At 37.2% G+C, this 16,554-nt stretch carries 19 protein-coding genes and 1 pseudogene; 10 read left to right on the top strand and 10 right to left on the bottom strand.

Translation table 11 applies throughout. The features are described 5' to 3' along the window. The 3 genes from AAEY68_RS03605 (at nucleotide 1) to AAEY68_RS03595 (ending at nucleotide 2,117) form a co-directional block, all read left to right on the top strand. The gene (locus tag AAEY68_RS03605; protein WP_010554218.1) at nucleotides 1–837 is read left to right on the top strand and encodes a segregation and condensation protein A; all 837 of its coding nucleotides are present in this window, start codon (nucleotides 1–3) and stop codon (nucleotides 835–837) included. 145 nt (nucleotides 838–982) lie between these two features. Beyond that, complete coding sequence (locus AAEY68_RS03600; protein ID WP_002961572.1) at nucleotides 983–1,534, top strand: cytochrome b; 552 nt, start codon at nucleotides 983–985, stop codon at nucleotides 1,532–1,534. A gap of 1 nt (nucleotide 1,535) precedes the next feature. Continuing rightward, entirely contained in the window at nucleotides 1,536–2,117 is a 582-nt protein-coding gene (locus tag AAEY68_RS03595) for a YceI family protein (RefSeq protein ID WP_165741701.1), read from the top strand. 84 nt (nucleotides 2,118–2,201) lie between these two features. On the opposite strand, the gene AAEY68_RS03590 is transcribed toward AAEY68_RS03595, so the two are convergent. Then, on the bottom strand, nucleotides 2,202–3,044 hold the full coding sequence (locus tag AAEY68_RS03590; protein WP_350585480.1) for a transporter substrate-binding domain-containing protein: 843 nt from the start codon (nucleotides 3,042–3,044) through the stop codon (nucleotides 2,202–2,204). A 139-nt stretch (nucleotides 3,045–3,183) separates the two neighbouring features. Continuing rightward, nucleotides 3,184–3,351, bottom strand: coding sequence for a hypothetical protein (locus tag AAEY68_RS03585; RefSeq protein ID WP_002961566.1), 168 nt, complete (start codon nucleotides 3,349–3,351; stop codon nucleotides 3,184–3,186). Nucleotides 3,352–3,721: 370 nt separating this feature from the next. On the opposite strand from AAEY68_RS03585, the gene AAEY68_RS03580 reads away from it, so the two are divergent. After that, nucleotides 3,722–4,273, top strand: a complete 552-nt coding sequence (locus AAEY68_RS03580) for a hypothetical protein (RefSeq protein ID WP_350585479.1) — start codon at nucleotides 3,722–3,724, stop codon at nucleotides 4,271–4,273. Here the strand turns inward: AAEY68_RS03580 and AAEY68_RS03575 are convergent. Further along, nucleotides 4,270–5,073 (bottom strand): M61 family metallopeptidase, encoded by an 804-nt coding sequence (locus tag AAEY68_RS03575; RefSeq protein ID WP_350585478.1) that lies wholly within the window; start codon nucleotides 5,071–5,073, stop codon nucleotides 4,270–4,272. The genes AAEY68_RS03580 and AAEY68_RS03575 overlap by 4 nt on opposite strands. A gap of 187 nt (nucleotides 5,074–5,260) precedes the next feature. Between AAEY68_RS03575 and icd the strand changes: the two genes are divergently transcribed. Further along, complete coding sequence (icd, locus tag AAEY68_RS03570) at nucleotides 5,261–6,514, top strand: NADP-dependent isocitrate dehydrogenase (protein WP_350585477.1); 1,254 nt, start codon at nucleotides 5,261–5,263, stop codon at nucleotides 6,512–6,514. 12 nt (nucleotides 6,515–6,526) lie between these two features. Here icd and AAEY68_RS03565 read toward each other — a convergent pair whose 3' ends face one another. The 6 genes and pseudogenes from AAEY68_RS03565 to AAEY68_RS03540 all read right to left on the bottom strand — a co-directional run bounded on the left by AAEY68_RS03565 (nucleotide 6,527) and on the right by AAEY68_RS03540 (nucleotide 10,169). Then, the gene (locus AAEY68_RS03565; protein WP_007582519.1) at nucleotides 6,527–6,958 is read right to left on the bottom strand and encodes a hypothetical protein; all 432 of its coding nucleotides are present in this window, start codon (nucleotides 6,956–6,958) and stop codon (nucleotides 6,527–6,529) included. Nucleotides 6,959–7,376: 418 nt separating this feature from the next. Continuing rightward, on the bottom strand, nucleotides 7,377–7,583 hold the full coding sequence (locus AAEY68_RS03560; RefSeq protein ID WP_008169332.1) for a hypothetical protein: 207 nt from the start codon (nucleotides 7,581–7,583) through the stop codon (nucleotides 7,377–7,379). A 29-nt stretch (nucleotides 7,584–7,612) separates the two neighbouring features. Further along, nucleotides 7,613–8,062 (bottom strand): annotated as a pseudogene (locus tag AAEY68_RS03555) (GNAT family N-acetyltransferase). Next, nucleotides 8,046–8,495, bottom strand: a complete 450-nt coding sequence (locus AAEY68_RS03550; protein WP_101163613.1) for a hypothetical protein — start codon at nucleotides 8,493–8,495, stop codon at nucleotides 8,046–8,048. The pseudogene AAEY68_RS03555 and the gene AAEY68_RS03550 overlap by 17 nt, the downstream one beginning before the upstream one ends. An 87-nt stretch (nucleotides 8,496–8,582) precedes the next feature. Beyond that, complete coding sequence (locus tag AAEY68_RS03545; protein WP_139016249.1) at nucleotides 8,583–8,915, bottom strand: hypothetical protein; 333 nt, start codon at nucleotides 8,913–8,915, stop codon at nucleotides 8,583–8,585. Nucleotides 8,916–9,221: 306 nt separating this feature from the next. Then, the gene (locus AAEY68_RS03540; protein WP_350585476.1) at nucleotides 9,222–10,169 is read right to left on the bottom strand and encodes a LysR family transcriptional regulator; all 948 of its coding nucleotides are present in this window, start codon (nucleotides 10,167–10,169) and stop codon (nucleotides 9,222–9,224) included. Nucleotides 10,170–10,405: 236 nt separating this feature from the next. On the opposite strand from AAEY68_RS03540, the gene AAEY68_RS03535 reads away from it, so the two are divergent. From AAEY68_RS03535 to AAEY68_RS03520, 4 genes are all read left to right on the top strand, one after another. Beyond that, complete coding sequence (locus AAEY68_RS03535) at nucleotides 10,406–11,677, top strand: IS4 family transposase (RefSeq protein WP_024590080.1); 1,272 nt, start codon at nucleotides 10,406–10,408, stop codon at nucleotides 11,675–11,677. Between the two features lie 332 nt (nucleotides 11,678–12,009). Further along, nucleotides 12,010–13,782, top strand: a complete 1,773-nt coding sequence (gene aceK / locus AAEY68_RS03530; protein WP_350585475.1) for a bifunctional isocitrate dehydrogenase kinase/phosphatase — start codon at nucleotides 12,010–12,012, stop codon at nucleotides 13,780–13,782. 64 nt (nucleotides 13,783–13,846) lie between these two features. Then, entirely contained in the window at nucleotides 13,847–14,809 is a 963-nt protein-coding gene (locus AAEY68_RS03525; protein ID WP_197139497.1) for a zinc-binding dehydrogenase, read from the top strand. A gap of 62 nt (nucleotides 14,810–14,871) precedes the next feature. After that, a complete protein-coding gene (locus tag AAEY68_RS03520) occupies nucleotides 14,872–15,123 on the top strand; it encodes a DUF2999 family protein (protein ID WP_007582532.1) in 252 nt (83 codons plus the stop codon). An 81-nt stretch (nucleotides 15,124–15,204) separates the two neighbouring features. Here the strand turns inward: AAEY68_RS03520 and AAEY68_RS03515 are convergent, their stop codons facing one another. Then, nucleotides 15,205–15,705: a fasciclin domain-containing protein gene (locus tag AAEY68_RS03515; RefSeq protein ID WP_350585474.1), complete on the bottom strand. Its 501-nt coding sequence runs from the start codon at nucleotides 15,703–15,705 to the stop codon at nucleotides 15,205–15,207. A gap of 183 nt (nucleotides 15,706–15,888) precedes the next feature. Between AAEY68_RS03515 and lepB the strand changes: the two genes are divergently transcribed. Beyond that, nucleotides 15,889–16,539, top strand: coding sequence for a signal peptidase I (lepB, locus tag AAEY68_RS03510; protein WP_165727381.1), 651 nt, complete (start codon nucleotides 15,889–15,891; stop codon nucleotides 16,537–16,539). The last annotated feature ends 15 nt before the right edge of the window (nucleotides 16,540–16,554 follow it).

Here is a 16,554-nt window from a genome sequence, read left to right as displayed (position 1 = left end):
GTGAGCGAAAGCACTGCGAATACAAAAAATAGTGAAAAGCCAGTGCAGCAAAAGCTGCCACTGGCTTTTTTGCATGGTAAAGCGGTTGTAGACAAACCAGAAGATTTATACATTCCACCTGACGCGCTCGAAATAATATTAGAAACCTTTGAAGGCCCGCTCGATTTACTGCTCTATTTAATTAAAAAGCATAAGCTTGATGTACTCGAACTTTCTATTTTTAGTATTACAGAGCAGTACGTAAGTTATGTAGAAATGATGACCGAGTTTCAACTCGAACTTGCTGGCGAATATTTAGTAATGGCTGCGTTACTTGCGCAAATTAAGTCGCGCTTATTATTACCTGTACACGAAGAGCTTGAAGAGGAAGAAGATCCTCGCGCTGAGCTTATTAAACGCCTGCAAGAGTATGAGCTGTTTAAACAAGCCGCCGAAAACCTCGACGATATTCCCCGTGTTGGTCGTGATATTTTTATAGCGCATGCCGCTATGCCAATAAGTGAAGATACAAGTCAAAATCTCCCCGATATTGAACTTAAAGACTTAATGCTGGCGCTGAGTGATGTAATGGCGCGAGCAAAAACGTTTGAGCATCATCAAATTACTGCTGAAGTACTCTCAACCCGAGAGAGAATGAGCCAAATATTACAGCAACTATCGCAAGCAAACTCGGCAGTGGTATTTAATGCGCTTTTTACCCCAAATGAAGGGCGAAGTGGTGTAGTGGTTAGTTTTATAGCTATGCTTGAGCTTATTAAAGAAGGACTTGTTACCTGTTTGCAAGTAAGCCCTGAGAGCTTAATTTATGTCAGCTTAAGCGAACAATCTACCCTATAAAACTATCTGTTTAATCATCTATTTGCAAAACTGACTTTAAATAATAAAGTTCTGTGCGTATACGCACGCAAAGTGTTTGTAAATGTTATTTTCATTTACGGCTGTGCACTATATTGTAACGTCATAGCATTATAGGAACTTACACATGTTTAAAAATACACCTTCATCTTACGGACTTGTCGCCATTATTTTACATTGGCTCATGGCGCTGACTATTTTTGGCCTGTTTGGTTTAGGTTTATATATGGTTGAGCTTACTTATTACGATAGCTGGTATAAAGGTTCACTCGATTTACATAAGAGTATTGGTATTACGCTTGTGGCCGTATTTTTATTTAGAATTTTATGGCGTGCTTTATCTACACAACCTAAACCATTAGGTGAGAGTAAAGGCATGAACCAATTAGCGCATACGGCGCATATTGCTATGTATATTATTTTGGCTGTTATTGTTGTTGCAGGGTATTTAATATCAACCGCAGACGGGCGTCCAATAGAAGTATTTACTTTATTTAATGTATCAGCGCTTGATTTTGCCTTTGATGACCAAGCCGATATTGCAGGAAAAGTACATTATTACGGCGCGTGCACATTAATCGGGTTTGCAGTATTGCATGCACTAGGGGCGCTAAAACATCACTTTATCGATAAAGATAAAACCTTAATCAGAATGATCAAACCATTAAAGGATGATTAAAATGAAAAAATTATTAGTAAGCACAGCCGTTTCGGCTGCAATGATGTTATCGGCAACAGCCGCTAATGCAGCTGATTATGTTATTGACACAAAAGGCGGGCACGCATCTGTTAATTTTAAAATTAAACACTTAGGTTACAGCTGGTTATATGGTCGTTTTAATACTTTTGACGGCACATTTAGCTACGATGCTAAAAACCCTAATACGTCAAAAATTATGGTAAACATTGATACCACAAGCCTTGACTCTAACCATGCAGAGCGCGATAAGCATTTACATGGTAAAGATTTTTTAAATGTAGATAAATACCCAAAAGCGACATTTAAAAGCACGAGTATTAAATTTGATGAAGACGGCGAAGAGGCTGATGTAACCGGTGAGTTTACGCTGCACGGCGTAACTAACACTATTACCTTTGAAATAGATAAAGTGGGCGAAGGTAAAGATCCGTGGGGCGGCTACCGCGTAGGTTTTGAGGGCGAAACCAGCCTTAAACTTACCGATTACGGTATTGATTACAACTTAGGACCTGCATCTACTCATGTTGATATTATTTTATCAATAGAAGGCGTTCGTCAGTAATACCATTATTAAATATAAAAACGCCACTTACTGTGGCGTTTTTTTTGCTTAACAGAAACTCAAATTAAGCGACTTCGAATTTGCTTATTTTGCGCTATTAATACGTGACTGTAATAGCGGCCTTAAATGCTCGGGCAACCAGCGCATGAGTAAATCATTATAAGCCTGCGTTTTTTTAATAACTTTAAGCTGCTCATTAAGAATAGTAATGTCTTCTGCGCCTTGCTCGTTTTTAGTACAGCCAATAAAACCATAACTTAACGCGGGTGATTCGGTTAATGGACGCTGCGTTAAGTTTTCTTCAAAGTGCATTGATTTAGCTAAATAGTAATGCTCGCTTGGGTAACCCAGCAAAATATCAATTCGTTTTAGGTTAAGCATATATGTGAGGCTCGCTAGGCTATCGCGAGTGGGTCTAATTACTAAATCTATATTAGGCGTACTGTTTATCAATGTATCTATCTCTTGGCCATAAGAGCGGCTCATAGAGATCCCAAGAGTTAGTTTTTTATCTTGTATTAAATCTAATAGTGATACTTCTTTTGATTCCGCTATATTTAGCGCTTTGGCGAGCCTTTTGTGCATTGCTATTGAAGGCGAGAGGCCCGTTGTTGAGCTTTCGTCTGTAAAATAAATATGCTCTTTTCTGTAATCATTTTTATAAAGCGATAACGCACAAACATTATTTGAAGTATTAGATAGCTCTTGGATTACTTTACCTGAAGGGATAAGCATGCGGTTAAAGGTAATATTAGGAAGTTGTTTTTCAAGTAATGAAATTATGCTTTCGTCACGGCCTTGGTGTTGATATTGACCATTTAAAATATAATAGGGTGCAAAGTCGTGCGCTAGCCAGTTTATGGTTCTAGCATTGCCTATTGAGGTCAGACAGAAAAAAAGTAAGAAAGTTAAAAATATACGGAGCATTACAACAGCTGCCAGTAATTATTATTGTAAAACTATTGTAACCAATAAAGAGCTAAAAAGTAAAATGCCAGCAACGAGGCTGGCATAATATCTTATCAATAATTGCAATAATAAAAGGGCAATTAAAGTTATGTGTTGCTTAGTTAGCTTTTAGCCACTTAACAAACTGGCGTGCATCACTCGCTTTTTGAAACAATGCATTTTTTAAACCTTGTGTATCACTAAAGATTACACGATGTTTGTTTACTGAAATTGATTGCACTGGATGTGCGATTTGGATCATAGACCCATTATATTTATAAGACATAATAAAACTCACTTTATTCTTGTTATTTATTCTGCGCTATATTTTTATAGCAAATTGCAGTTAATAAATTAACGATGTTGTGTTTAGCTTCATTACAGTGTTGACGATCTTTATGACACTTTTGCGATGATAGTAAAAAATCATCTCGGTATTATTCAAGGGGTTCTCGCCGTACAATAACTTAGCTTTCAAATATACGTTTTGCGGGGCTTACTGGATCAGGGTAAATGGTTAACCGCGGCGGTTTCTTTAAACCAGAGAGGGAAGGTAACTTATATATAAATTGTGTGCAAGCTATTTTTGTAAAAATATTTATAATAAATCTTATCAACTGCTTACAAAGCCCATTTTTAGTTACCAAAGGATAAGTATGAATTACCTAATAGTGAGTGATATTTATGGTTTAACCCCTGCTTTAAGGAAGTTATCACAGGCAATTAGTTCAAATTTAGTGATTGTTGACCCTTACAATAACAAGTTTCAAGCTATTGAAAGTGAACAAGATAGTTACAACAATTTTATACAGCAGTGTGGCCATGATAAATACACCGACAAACTTCAAAAATGCTTTGAGAGTTTAAAATTGCAAACGACGTGTATTGCGTTTAGTGCAGGGGCAAGTGCAGCATGGCGGGCACAGTTATTAACAGGCAATACACACCTTAAAAAGTTAATTGGCTTTTATCCGTCGCAAATTAGACATAATTTAAATTTAAGCGCAAAAGTACCCTGTGAGTTCATATTTCCAGCAAGTGAGAGTCACTTTAATGTTGATGAAGTTATTAAAGCTTTAAGCACCAAAGCGGATGTTAAGTGCTATAAAACCAATTTTTTGCATGGTTTTATGAACGAGTACTCAACCAATTTTGATGCGCAAGGGCTGGTTGAATATAGTAACTATATAAAGCAGAGCAGCCGTTAAAGCGTGTTTAGCTGCTCTTTACTAATATCAGGAAAATCGGTGCGGGTATTATATTTTGCATACAGCGTTGTAAAAACGCTACTACGAGAGAGTTTATCTAACTCTTTTATAAAGGCTTTAGCACTTGAGCGAGCAGGCCTGCAGCATACTTGATACTGTTTTATTATACCCGCGACAGATAAACCTTGTTTTTGTAGCTCCAAATCGGCCTGTGCAAAAAAAGCCGCACCCGTCCAATAAACACGTTGCTGGGCTCGTTGTTTCCACATATCGGCAGAGAGCTTATCAAGTGGCTGTGTTTTAGTTTTAGTTTGCAGGCGGGCACGATCAAATCCTGCATTTAAACGTTGTACAAATTGCGGCTGGGTAATTATACCGCTGTCACGCATTATTACGTTTTGCATATAACTGGCAAAACCCTCGCTAAGCCAAAAACCGGAGTAGGGAAGTAGCGGCAAATATAAATGCGAAAGTTCATGGTATAGCGTCCAATCTTTAGTGAATGCATTTAAACTGGCATAGCGATCTATATGTAGTTCAAGCCCATCGGGGTTATTGCGCTTAACTGTAGCCCAAGGTACAGGCTCAAAAGCAAAGTATTGCGGTTTTAAATAAATAGGCAATGTGGTTTGTTTTAAAGGTCCCAGTGTATTTTGTGTTTTTTCAACACTTTGATTAACCCATATAGACACCGTATTTTGAGCATTACTTGAGAGCGAGCTAAGGTTATGTATGGCTACTTCAACGGCTAATGCGTTAAAAGAGCTGATTAATAGTAGCAGTACAAAAAAAAATTTCATTAAAATGCTCCACTGTAATTTAATAACTGGTACGAAAATTCTAATATACAAGACCAACTAAATGGATAAATAATCACGCCTAATTCTTTATTTTTTAAAATGATAGTAACTATAAAAGTACAAATACAGACACTCCTAGCTAAGCATGGTTTAATCAATTAATCGTTATTTTAAGTTAGGTTTAGCCATGACGTATCAGCATATTCAAGTTCCTGAGCACGGCCAAAATATCACTATTGATGCACAAGGACACTGGCAAATACCGTTAGAACCTATAATTGCCTTCATTGATGGCGATGGCGTGGGTCTAGATGTTATGCCGGTAATGCGCCATGTTGTTGATAGTGCAATTGAGCATTGTTATAAAAGCGCACGGAAAATTCATTGGATGCAGGTTTATAATGGCGAGCAGGCCGCAAAGCTGTACGACGGTGATTGGTTTCCACAAGAAACAATTAACGCGGTACGTGCCTGTAAAATTGTCATAAAAGGGCCGTTAACCACACCACTAGGTGGTGGCTTTCGATCTCTTAATGTTGCACTCAGGCAAGAAATGGATTTGTTTGTAAATATGCGCACTATAAAAGGCTTTAGTGCACTCCCTTCTCCTTTAAAAAACCCTTTTTTAACAAACATAACAGTGCTTCGTGATAGTAGCGAAGACGTGTACTCAGGTATTGAGTGGCAAGCAGGCAGTGTAGAAAGCGAAAAAATGCTCGATTTTTTATGTGAGGAAATGGGCGTAACCCGCCTAAGGTTTTCACAAGAGTGCGGAATTGGTATTAAAAATATATCTAAAGAAGGCTCTGAGCGACTAATGCGCTTTGCAATTAACTATGCACTTAAAAACGATAGTGAATCATTAACGCTAGTGCACAAAGGTAATGTACTTAAATTTACCGATGGTGCATTTAAGCGTTGGGGGTTTGCACTTGCACAAAACGAGTTTAATGCCACTGCACATGAAAATGGGCGTTGGTTGCAAATAGAGCGAGCACACCAATCGCCCTTAATTATTAAAGAAGTCATAGCTGACAACATGCTGCAACAATGTTTAATGCATCCAGAGCAATTTGATGTAGTGGTGACGACTAATCAAAATGGTGACTTTTTAGCGGATATGCTCAGTGCACAAGTTGGTGGTGTTGGCATAATGCCTGCTGCAAATTTAAATAACGATGTCGCATTTTTTGAGCCTACACACGGCACGTTTGAACGTATAGCAGGGCAAAATAAAGCAAACCCCAGCAGTAGTATTTTAAGTGCGGTATTAATGCTTAAATTTATGGGGTGGGACGAAGCCGCATTACTCATAGAAAATGCGTTAGAGCAAACATTTAAAAGCGGTGAAGTAACCTTTGATTTAGCGCAAGAGCAGAGCGATAACTCAACAACCTTAACTTGTACTGGCTTTGCAAAGAAGGTTATCGAGCACTTTTAAATACATCCATTATTAAGCTGCTGAGGCAGTTTTTACTCTGTGCATACAAGGGCGGTTGGTTAACTGCGCTGCACGATGGTAAATCTCGTGTGCTTGGGGTTCATCGCACTGTGTACCACTAAGCGTATCCATTAACGCAACAACAATAATTGCAGGAACCTGGCAGCAATACTCGTCTAAAACGGCTTCCGTAGTTTGTGCATCAACATGGCAAAGTGGATGATTTTTAAGTTGGTATGCATTTAATAATGTATCAACTTCTAATACATCATCTGGTTGATGCTTTGTTTTACGGCATTTACAACCAAACTCGTCAACTAAAGTAGCTAACGCTTGGTAAGTTTCAGTGGTGTTAGCCTTAGTGCATAACTGCTCTTCAATGAACTGATGCAAGTTAGCATCGATGAATAATCCGTCTTGGCGTGTGAAAGAAGTTGTTGTCATAATAATTACTCTTAGTTTGTTGGCTTAACTTCACTCTAGCGCTAAGTGTATTATTAATAAAATTGTTGTTTTCAATAACTGATATTGATTTTATCAATAGTAAGTTTTAAAACTAAATAAAAAATAGAAAACATATCTAAATAATACTAATTAATTTGGTGCAATGCGGTGAAAGTGTGCACAAAACTGGAACAAGGGGAGGAGTTGAGGAATAAAGAAGGAATTTTAGTTAATTGTTTTTATTGAATTTTAATTATTTTATGAAGTTGGTACTAAGCTTGCTAATAATACGCTGTAGGTAGATTCCTATATCGACGATTTCCAAAAGCGCCACGGTATTTTCCCAAAGTTGAATACCGTGGCGCTTTTTTATTTTTCGCGTGTATTTTATTTAGCCGTCACAATAGCAATAACAATGTTAAATTTTAATAAAGTAGGGAATAGCCACTAAAATAGCGCCTACAATCAACAGCATGCTAACACTGGTCATAAAGTACGGAAAAACCAATAATGACAAACCAATACAAAGTGGCACTACGGCTTTTTTTCTTCGCCCGTAAGTAAGGTAGCCAATACCTATGCCGCCAAACAAAACACTCCACGCAATTATTGATGCACTATCCATTTATAAATTACCTATTTTGAAATACTGATTTAAATTACGACCGACATAGCCAGTTTTTCAATACCATGTGAAGGAGTCCATCTTTTGAATTCCACGAAACCATGCTTTTTATATAAACTTATTGCAGGAGTATTAGCAACTGCAGTCTCAACTCTTGCATGAGATAAATCACCGATTGCTAGAACATAATTTATTAGCTTACTTGCGATACCTTTTTTAAAATAGCTAGGATCAACGGTTAAACTACAAATATCTAAACACTCGTTGTTTGTATCTACTTCAATAACAGCTACTAAACATTCATTTTCGCTGTAGCCATAAAAGGTTGTTTATGATTTTTTAATATCTTCAGTATTACGTGTTAAAGGAGGGAAGTTATGCGCGCCGATCAGTTTAGCCTCAATAGCATAGGATTTTTGAAAGACAGCAAAAATTTTATTTGCAGTATCGTTATTCTTATTATTAAGTTTGTTTATCATTGTCTTCTTTTTTAGAAAATAAAGCATGAATACCATATGCCGTAATAAAACCTCCGGCACTAATTGTGAAAAAAAGAAATAAATAAAACTTTTTCGGGTTATTTTCTAAAGATGCCACTGCCGGCTCATTGTATCTCTTATAAATAACACCACTTTCGTAATTAAAATAGCTGCGCAAAAGAATAAACAAACCTAGAACAATACACAGGAGCGCTTTACTTGTTTTCTTAGTGTTCTTTTTAGCTATTACTATTTGTTGCGCAGCTTTTGGCTCAGTACGACTTGGTTTAGCTAATTCATCTTTAAGGCGTTTGTAGTTCTCTGGATATTTATGTGAGTCAATACTTTCAATTGCTTCGTTTAATTCACTAAGTGAATAAGCAGAGTAATCAATATTTATAATAATCTTCCTTAAAAGGCTCTTAAATAACACTTACACAGCAAGGTTTTTAAATTGTTGTTATTTAATGGTATTTTTATAATCCGATTAAGTTTATTTTAATGTAGCAAAGACTTGAGGTTAGTCACTTTTACTTTCATATTTAAACTCGAATGAAACTATTGCAGCCAATATACCTCCAGTCGCTAATATAGCAGCGCTAAATAACATCTCCCATAATAATTTTTTCAACAGTAGAGTCTGATGAATATTTGTAAATATTACGCTCCAAGTTTGTTCAAAGTTGTATAAATTAACAACTTCATGAACATCATATAAAAAAGTACCTAACCCATTCAAAAAGTATGCAAGAGCTATATAAACAAAAAGTCGTGCAGTAAATAAGAGGGTTTTTAAATTATCAGTTTCAACTTTAGAGAAAGGAAGAAAGCTAATTTTGGTGACCTTGCTCATTATAAGTGAACACTTCAAATATAGGTATTGGTACATAAAATTCCATTTTTTAATATGTCTTAGGTTATTGATAACGAGTATCTAAAGTTATTGACTTTATATTACTAATTAAGAATAACGCAGTACCTATTTTGATTCAATTCTTCAGCGAACATTGTATTTGAGTTCTAGCTTTTTCATTAGGTAGTTTTTAACTCAATGTATTTAAAATGCTAACCAAGCTATTAGCTCAAAATAAGATGATTCAGTACATAGCACAGGCACTCTCATTAGGCTCTTGAGTACTAATCAAAGGTTTGCTCTTAATTACCTATCTGCAATCGTTTTAGCAAACGCTAATAATTCACGCCTTAACCATTGGTGTGCAGGCGCGTGGTGTAGTAGCGGGCTCCATATCATTTTTACCTCAATAGGCACTATTTGAAATGGCACAGGGCTGATTACTAAATCAGTATGAGAAGTTAATAACTTAGCTTGCCTGCGCGGTAGGGTGGCAATAAGTTGCTCTGATTGGCAAAGCAGGCTTGCGACCATGTAGTGGCGAGTAAAAACACGTATTTTACGGGGTTGCTCTAGTTGCCAAAGCGCTTCGTCTACCCAGCCTAATTTTTGCTTACCTGATTTATTAGTAACAGCGGCCTCTGGTCCCCAGCCTGCACGGTTTACCCAAATATGTTCTTTTTGTAAGTAGTCGTCTAACCCTGAATGTTGTAAAAATGTATTTTTAGGATGCGTTAAACAACAGTAGTTATCGCGCCAAACACTGGCCTGATGAAACGAGCGAGGGAGACCGTTAAAGCGGTTTATAGCTAAATCTATAGTGCCTTTTTCCATGTCTTGTAGGTTTACGTCGCTTGGGCTCAATACATCAAAATTAATACCGGGGTTTTTACTAAGCTGCGCCGTTATAAAAGGGGCTATTAAGGTCGACTCTATATAGTCGTTTGCCATTATTCTAAAGGTAACTTCAGCGGTTGTAGGGTTAAACTGCTCACTAGGCTGCGTAATAGCTTCAGCCATTTTTAATAGGGCCTCAACTTCAGGCTTTAATGCAAGTGCCTTTGCCGTTGGCGTCATAGAGCCTGCGGCACGCACAAGTAGCGGGTCGTCAAATAAATCGCGCAAACGTTTTAGCGCATTACTCATAGCCGGTTGCGTAAGAGCAAGTTTATTTGCAGCTTTTGACACACTTTTTTCATCTATTAACACATTTAAATAAACGAGAAGGTTAAGATCGACATTTCTTATATTCATATGGGCGTGTTGGCCTTTCAGGGTTGAAATTTGTTCAATCTAGGGGCGATTTAATCGCGGCGCGAGGTTTGCCACCTAGTGGGCTAAGTAAAAATCGAGCAAAGCTTCCGCGTCCTGCTCACGCCCCTTACCTACATCCATGTCATAGGTAAGATCTTAAGAAATTGAGTTGAAGCTCAATTCATGATCAAATGGTTGTTACCACACAAACCACAGAATCAAGAAAAGAGCTTCAAATGAATGCTAACATTTTTATTAATAAGTTAAAAAGTATCCTAAGTGAAAAAAAACTGAACCGACTTGGTAAACAAGTAGCATTTACTAAAAGAGAAAGAAATATTACCGCATTTCATATGGTTGTTAGTCTTGTTGCTGCGCTTGGGGATAAAAAAACGATCTATTTATCCGAAATATTAAGAGTTTATAATCAGCTAACAGGGCAGTCTATTAAGTATAAGCCTTTTCATAACCAGTTAGTTAAACCTGAACTAGCTGAACTAATGCGAGAGGTAACAAATAGAGTTTTTAATTGTTGGATAAATGATGCGCTTAAGTACACGAAAAAAGATTTGTTCAAGTTTGAGAATATTTTAATTCAGGACGGTAGCTCTATTATGCTTCATCGTTCTTTAAAAGATGTTTTTCCTGGGCGATTTTCAAATACGTGTCCAGCAGCGATTGAATTGCATGCTACTTTAAATTTAACGCAAGGTTGCTTTGAAAAAGCAGGTATAACACCAGACAGTTATTCTGAACGTGAAGAACTTCCAACATTTAAAGAGTTGAAAGGACAGTTGTTACTTGCTGATAGAGGGTATTATTCAGGTAGTTATATTCATGAATTAGATAAAGCAGGAGGATTTTACGTATTAAGAGCTAAGGGGTTAAAAGCAGTCAGAGTACATAATGCTTTTAAGCAAAATGGACAGGAATTAACAGGAAGTCATTCCCCAAAGTTATGTGAATTGCTCCCCGAATTACCTAAAAATGATCTTATTGATATGAATGTTAGCATAAAAAACAAGCTAACAAGAGTCGTTGGGTATTGGTCAAAAAAAGAAAAACAATATACATTTTTAGTCACTAATTTATCTATTGATGAATTTACAGCGACTGAAATAGGCAAATTATATAGGTTACGCTGGCAGGTTGAATTACTTTTTAAGGAGTGTAAGTCTTATAATAATTTACGCGGCTTTCAAACATCAAACGCAACCTTACAAGAGGCGCTAATTTATGTAAGTTTAATAGTAACCACGCTTAAAAGGTTTTTAACTGGCTGTATTGAAAAGATATTCAAAACTGAAATGTCTACAATGACAGTAGCAAAAACAACGGGTGTTTGGTGGATTGGCATATTAACAGCGATTATTAGGAAGCATAGGAAAGGATTGTTAAATGCAGTTAATGGAGCATTTGACTTTCTGAGGAAAAATGCTGCTAGGGCACACCCCAAACGCGATCGAAAAACAGGAGTATTTCAGTATGGGGTAGAGCCAAATTTTTAAGGCTGTACTTAATGTTTTTCTTAAGTACCTACCTATGACATCCATGTAGGCAACAAAGAGTTAATTGTCCCTAGAAAGAACCCTATGGGCAGTGTGTATTTGGCCTTTATATAGCGTTAAACTACATTTATGGGGAGTCACAACACTACATGTACTTTGCCTTGCTTAAAAACCAAATACACGGCTGCAAAATTAACCTCGAAAGGTCAATACGCCCAATAAATTCTATTTATATGCTTTATTAATTATCTAAATTAAAGCCTGCTTGCTAAGGTGTAAACCATTAATAAAAAATAACCGCCATAACTGGCATCAATATAAGTGCTGTATTTATGCAAAATAAGCTAACAAATCAATCTAATAATGCGCTACAACACGTTGTAGCCAGTAAGCTTGCACGATCTGTTTTTGCTGGATTTGAGGCGATGTTTTCGCAATTTTTAAATATTACACTGGGTGCACAAAGCCGGTTTGAGCAACGACAGTATCACAGTGTACAAAGTGCTATGCGTGAACGTTTACAGGTGTATGAGCGCGAAGTTAAAAACGTGAGTGAAGCCGTCAGAGTTATTGCTTATGCTGAACTTACTTGCCCGCAAACGTGGCAGTTAGCTAAAAATATTTATGGCGATATGGTAGAAAATCACGAAAATAAACCTATTGCGCATACCTTTTTTAACTCAACGTTTGGCGCAATTTGGGACGATAAAAAAATTCGTACTGTGCATTTGTTTGTATTAAAAGCAAAGTATCGTAGTGAGCCACGCTCTTATGAAAGCTTAGTGAGCAGGGTATCGCTACATAATGGGTTTAATAACGCCGTTAAAACGCTTATCACTAATCAAGTATTTAGAGTGCCGTTTAGTCATTTAGAACGCGATGTAGCCACATTACAAAGTACGTTAATGCAAGGCTCTAAGCAGCAATGCAAACAGGTGTACGAACTTATAAATTTAAACGATGGGTATATTGAATACGCCAACTCATTATTTTTTAGAAACAAAGCCTGTTATTTAATTGGGCGCTGCATTGCTAAAAATGGCGACAATATGCCTTTTGCTATCGCTATTTTAAATACCGATGAGGGACTAAAGCTTGATGCTGTAATGATGGGCGCCGATCAATTAAGTTTATTATTTGGTTTTGCACGCACCTATTTTATGGTTGATACCGATAAGCCCGCTCGTTATGTAGATTACTTAAGTGTGTTAATGCCACATAAACAACGCTTTGAGTTATTTAACGCCATTGGTTTTATAAAGCACGCCAAAACTGAGTTTTATCGACACAAGGTTGATACGACTAAAAATAGTCCAGCCAACTTTAAGTATGTTACAGCACCAGGGACGCCAGGTATGGTAATGCTGGTATTTACTATTGAAGGGCTAGATTACGTTTATAAAGTAATTAAAGACAAATTTAGTGCGCCAAAAACAGCCACCAAAGCACAAGTGAAAGAAAAGTATAACTTTGTAAAACAAGCCGATAGGGTTGGTCGTTTGGTAGACACACACGAATTTAGATATTTAGCGTTTGATTTAAGCCGTTTTAGCGACGAGCTGCTTGAGCAGATGAAAAGCCAAATTGGTAGCAGTATGGTTATATCGGGCAAGGCACTTATTTTAAAGCACGTTTACGTTGAGCGTAAAATGACCCCACTTAATTTGTATATTAACCAATGCGATAACAAAACCTTAGAAAGAGTGATGCATGATTACGGTAAAGCAATTAAAGAGTTAGCCGGCGCTAATATATTTCCGGGCGACATGCTAATGAAAAATTTTGGCGTAACGCGATGGGGGCGAGTGGTATTTTACGACTTTGACGAAATTTGCCCACTGACCGATTGCAACTTTAGAGAGGTGCCACAAACCCAAAATGCACTTGAAGAGCTAAGTAGTCACTCGTATTTTGATATAGCCGAAAATGATATATTTCCGAGCCAATTTAAGGTGTTTTTTAGTGCTAACGAACTTGCGTTTAACTATTTTAATAACGAGCACAGTCATTTGTTTTTAGCGCCATTTTGGCAAGGCTGCCAGCAACAAATACATAATGGCTATCTACCCGATGTTTATCCTTATAAACAAAGTTGGCGATTTTGAGGTTGTTTGAATCTGTGTTCATCCCCATCTATATGTTATTACAGTTTTTAAACTTGGAGCGACAATGAAATATATTTCTCATGAAGATGGCAATCTTGCATTTAATGAAACCGAAAAACCGGTTTTAAAGAGCCATGAAGTACTCGTAAAAGTAGAAGCTATAGGTGTGAACCGTGCAGATAGCATGCAGCGTCAAGGAAAATACCCGGCTCCTGCGGGAGATAGTCCAATTTTAGGTTTAGAATGCGCTGGTGTAGTTAGTGATATTGGCGGTAAAGTTGATAGAGTTTGGCTTAATAAACGTGTTTTTACCTTGTGCTCAGGCGGCGCTTACAGTGAATATGTAGCCGTTGATGCAAAGCAGCTTATGGAATTACCCGATGATGTAACAATGGCAGAGGGGGCTGCAATAAGCGAAGTGTACCTAACAGCATTTGGCGCTTTATTTGAGCTTGGTAAATTGCAAAAAGGGCAAACAGCACTTATTCATGCAGGTGCTAGTGGTGTGGGCGGTGCAGCAATTCAAATGGCTAAAAGCGCAGGTGCAACCGTTGTTATTACTGCCGGTACGGATGATAAATGCCAACACGCAAAGGAACTCGGTGCCGATCATGCAATTAACTACAAAACCACTGACTTTGTAGAATACATGAAAGCAAATGAGTTAACAGCGAATGCAATTGTAGATCCTGTTTCGGGGAGTTACTTAAATAAAAATGCCGCTATTGCAGCGATGGATTGCCAAATTGTAATGCTTGCATTTTTAGATGGACGTTTTGCAGAAGTTGATTTTGCCGCGCTTTTACGCAAACGTATTTCGTTTCATGCCTCAACGCTTAGAAATCGTAGTATTGAGTTTAAACGCCAGGTGCGCGACGACTTTGTAGCGCGTTTTTACAATGATATTGCCACTAAAAAGTACGACTTTAACCTGTATAAAACATTGCCTTGGAGCGACGCAAACGAAGCTCATGCTATTTTAGAGCGTAATGAAAATGCTGGTAAAGTTGTTTTACTTGTAGAGTAACTCTTTAATTTTAGGGTTTAGCCCATATACTAAGCCCTATAAAAAACACTTAAGGTTTAATAATGAATCCAATACTAGCAATACTTAAAGAGCACAATGTAAGCGACGAAAAAGTAAAAGCATTGTTTGAAGCGTTTACTCAAAACCCAATGATGGCAATGGCGCTTGTTCAAGAGCTTGGTATTCCGCCAGAAAAACTACAGCAACTAATGGCAGTCGTAATGACTCAACCGCACCTTATTAAAGAAGCGACTGACGAACTTGGTTTAGATTTTGAAAAAGTAAAAGAAGCGAAAGAAAAACTAAATCAATAATTTTTTATGTGATGAAACAAAAATAAATAAAAGAGCATAAGTATTTACTTATGCTTTTTTATTTGACTTATTCTTTTATGACTACTCTTTTGGAAGTAGTACGGTGTCGATAACATGAATTACGCCGTTGCTTGCTTTTACATCAGCTTTTACAACTTTAGCATCATTTATCATTACGCCCATGCTGTCGGCTTTAACCATAACTGATTGGCCTTGTAGTGTTTTCGCACTGTCTACCTTCATTACATCGGCTCCCATCACTTTTCCAGACACTACGTGATAAGTTAATACCGCCGTTAGCTTGTCTTTGTTTTCAGGCTTGAGTAGCATTTCAACAGTGCCTTCAGGTAATTTAGAAAATGCAGCATCTGTTGGTGCAAAAATAGTAAATGGTCCTTTACCTTGCAGTGTTTCAACTAAACCTGCGGCTTTAACAGCAGCAACAAGAGTAGTGAACGAACCATTTTCAACGGCTACTTCAACAACGTCTTTTTTCATACCATGATGATCAGCATAAGCCATTGCAGTAAATCCAAGGCTTGCAGTTGTAAACAATAATGCAGTAGTAATTTTCTTAAACATTTTATTTTCCTTTAAGTTAATACCCGTTGGTTTCGTTAAATGTTACGACGCTCTAAATTTAATCGATCAATTAAAATTAGTAGTCAACATGTTTTGTTACATCATTGATTGAACTGCAGCTAGTTAGCAAAGTCATATAAATAGTTACTCAATTAAAGACTTGTTCAATTGAAGGGAATAGGCATGAAATTAGTTTATAAGTTTTGGAAAAATAACCGCTCTCTTATCGTATTTATTGCACTGATGAGCGTATTTAGAAGCGCTGTTGCCGATTGGTACGAAGTGCCAACAGGCTCAATGAAACCGACAATTCAAGAAGGTGACAGAATACTTACCGATAAAATGGCCTACGATATTCGCGTCCCATTTACGCACATAAAATTACTTAAATTAGCGGATCCACAAGCTGGTGATATTATTGTTTTTGACTCACAAGCTGCCGATAACCGTTTAATTAAACGTGTAATTGGTGTGCCAGGAGACACCGTTGCGCTTGAAAATAATGAGCTCATTATTAATGGTAAAAAACTTAATTATGCAGATCAGCGAAGCAACATAGACTCGCTTGATAAAATTGAAAATTTAAACGGATTAGAGCATTCGATAAGAGTGGCAAATATTCCTTCACGTTTATCGGGGTTTGATGCAATTACAATTCCTGATGATTATTACTTAGCAATGGGCGATAACCGCGACAATAGCGCTGACTCGCGTGTAATAGGTTTAATTCCGCGTAACGAGTTATTAGGAAAAGCAGAACGCGTTATAGTGTCACTTGATTACGATAATTATTACCTACCAAGAAAAGATCGCGTATTGAAAAAGCTGAATTAATTAGTAGTAATTAAT

The sequence above is a fragment of the Pseudoalteromonas sp. RB2-MNA-CIBAN-0110 genome (genome assembly GCF_040309305.1).
Lineage (GTDB): Bacteria > Pseudomonadota > Gammaproteobacteria > Enterobacterales > Alteromonadaceae > Pseudoalteromonas > Pseudoalteromonas arctica.
The sequence above is the reverse complement of the archived record's forward strand: the minus strand, read 5'-3'. Positions and strand labels throughout refer to the sequence as shown.

Coding starts and splice junctions, on each gene's coding strand:
- AAEY68_RS03580 (WP_350585479.1), top strand. CDS start 3,722: ATGAATTACCTAATAGTGAGTGATATTTATGGTTTAACCCCTGCTTTA.
- AAEY68_RS03575 (WP_350585478.1), bottom strand. CDS start 5,073: ATGAAATTTTTTTTTGTACTGCTACTATTAATCAGCTCTTTTAACGCA.
- AAEY68_RS03585 (WP_002961566.1), bottom strand. CDS start 3,351: ATGTCTTATAAATATAATGGGTCTATGATCCAAATCGCACATCCAGTG.
- AAEY68_RS03560 (WP_008169332.1), bottom strand. CDS start 7,583: ATGGATAGTGCATCAATAATTGCGTGGAGTGTTTTGTTTGGCGGCATA.
- AAEY68_RS03520 (WP_007582532.1), top strand. CDS start 14,872: ATGAATCCAATACTAGCAATACTTAAAGAGCACAATGTAAGCGACGAA.
- AAEY68_RS03540 (WP_350585476.1), bottom strand. CDS start 10,169: ATGAATATAAGAAATGTCGATCTTAACCTTCTCGTTTATTTAAATGTG.
- lepB (WP_165727381.1), top strand. CDS start 15,889: ATGAAATTAGTTTATAAGTTTTGGAAAAATAACCGCTCTCTTATCGTA.
- AAEY68_RS03515 (WP_350585474.1), bottom strand. CDS start 15,705: ATGTTTAAGAAAATTACTACTGCATTATTGTTTACAACTGCAAGCCTT.
- AAEY68_RS03600 (WP_002961572.1), top strand. CDS start 983: ATGTTTAAAAATACACCTTCATCTTACGGACTTGTCGCCATTATTTTA.
- icd (WP_350585477.1), top strand. CDS start 5,261: ATGACGTATCAGCATATTCAAGTTCCTGAGCACGGCCAAAATATCACT.
- AAEY68_RS03545 (WP_139016249.1), bottom strand. CDS start 8,915: ATGAGCAAGGTCACCAAAATTAGCTTTCTTCCTTTCTCTAAAGTTGAA.
- AAEY68_RS03595 (WP_165741701.1), top strand. CDS start 1,536: ATGAAAAAATTATTAGTAAGCACAGCCGTTTCGGCTGCAATGATGTTA.
- AAEY68_RS03590 (WP_350585480.1), bottom strand. CDS start 3,044: ATGCTCCGTATATTTTTAACTTTCTTACTTTTTTTCTGTCTGACCTCA.
- AAEY68_RS03535 (WP_024590080.1), top strand. CDS start 10,406: ATGAATGCTAACATTTTTATTAATAAGTTAAAAAGTATCCTAAGTGAA.
- AAEY68_RS03525 (WP_197139497.1), top strand. CDS start 13,847: ATGAAATATATTTCTCATGAAGATGGCAATCTTGCATTTAATGAAACC.
- aceK (WP_350585475.1), top strand. CDS start 12,010: ATGCAAAATAAGCTAACAAATCAATCTAATAATGCGCTACAACACGTT.
- AAEY68_RS03565 (WP_007582519.1), bottom strand. CDS start 6,958: ATGACAACAACTTCTTTCACACGCCAAGACGGATTATTCATCGATGCT.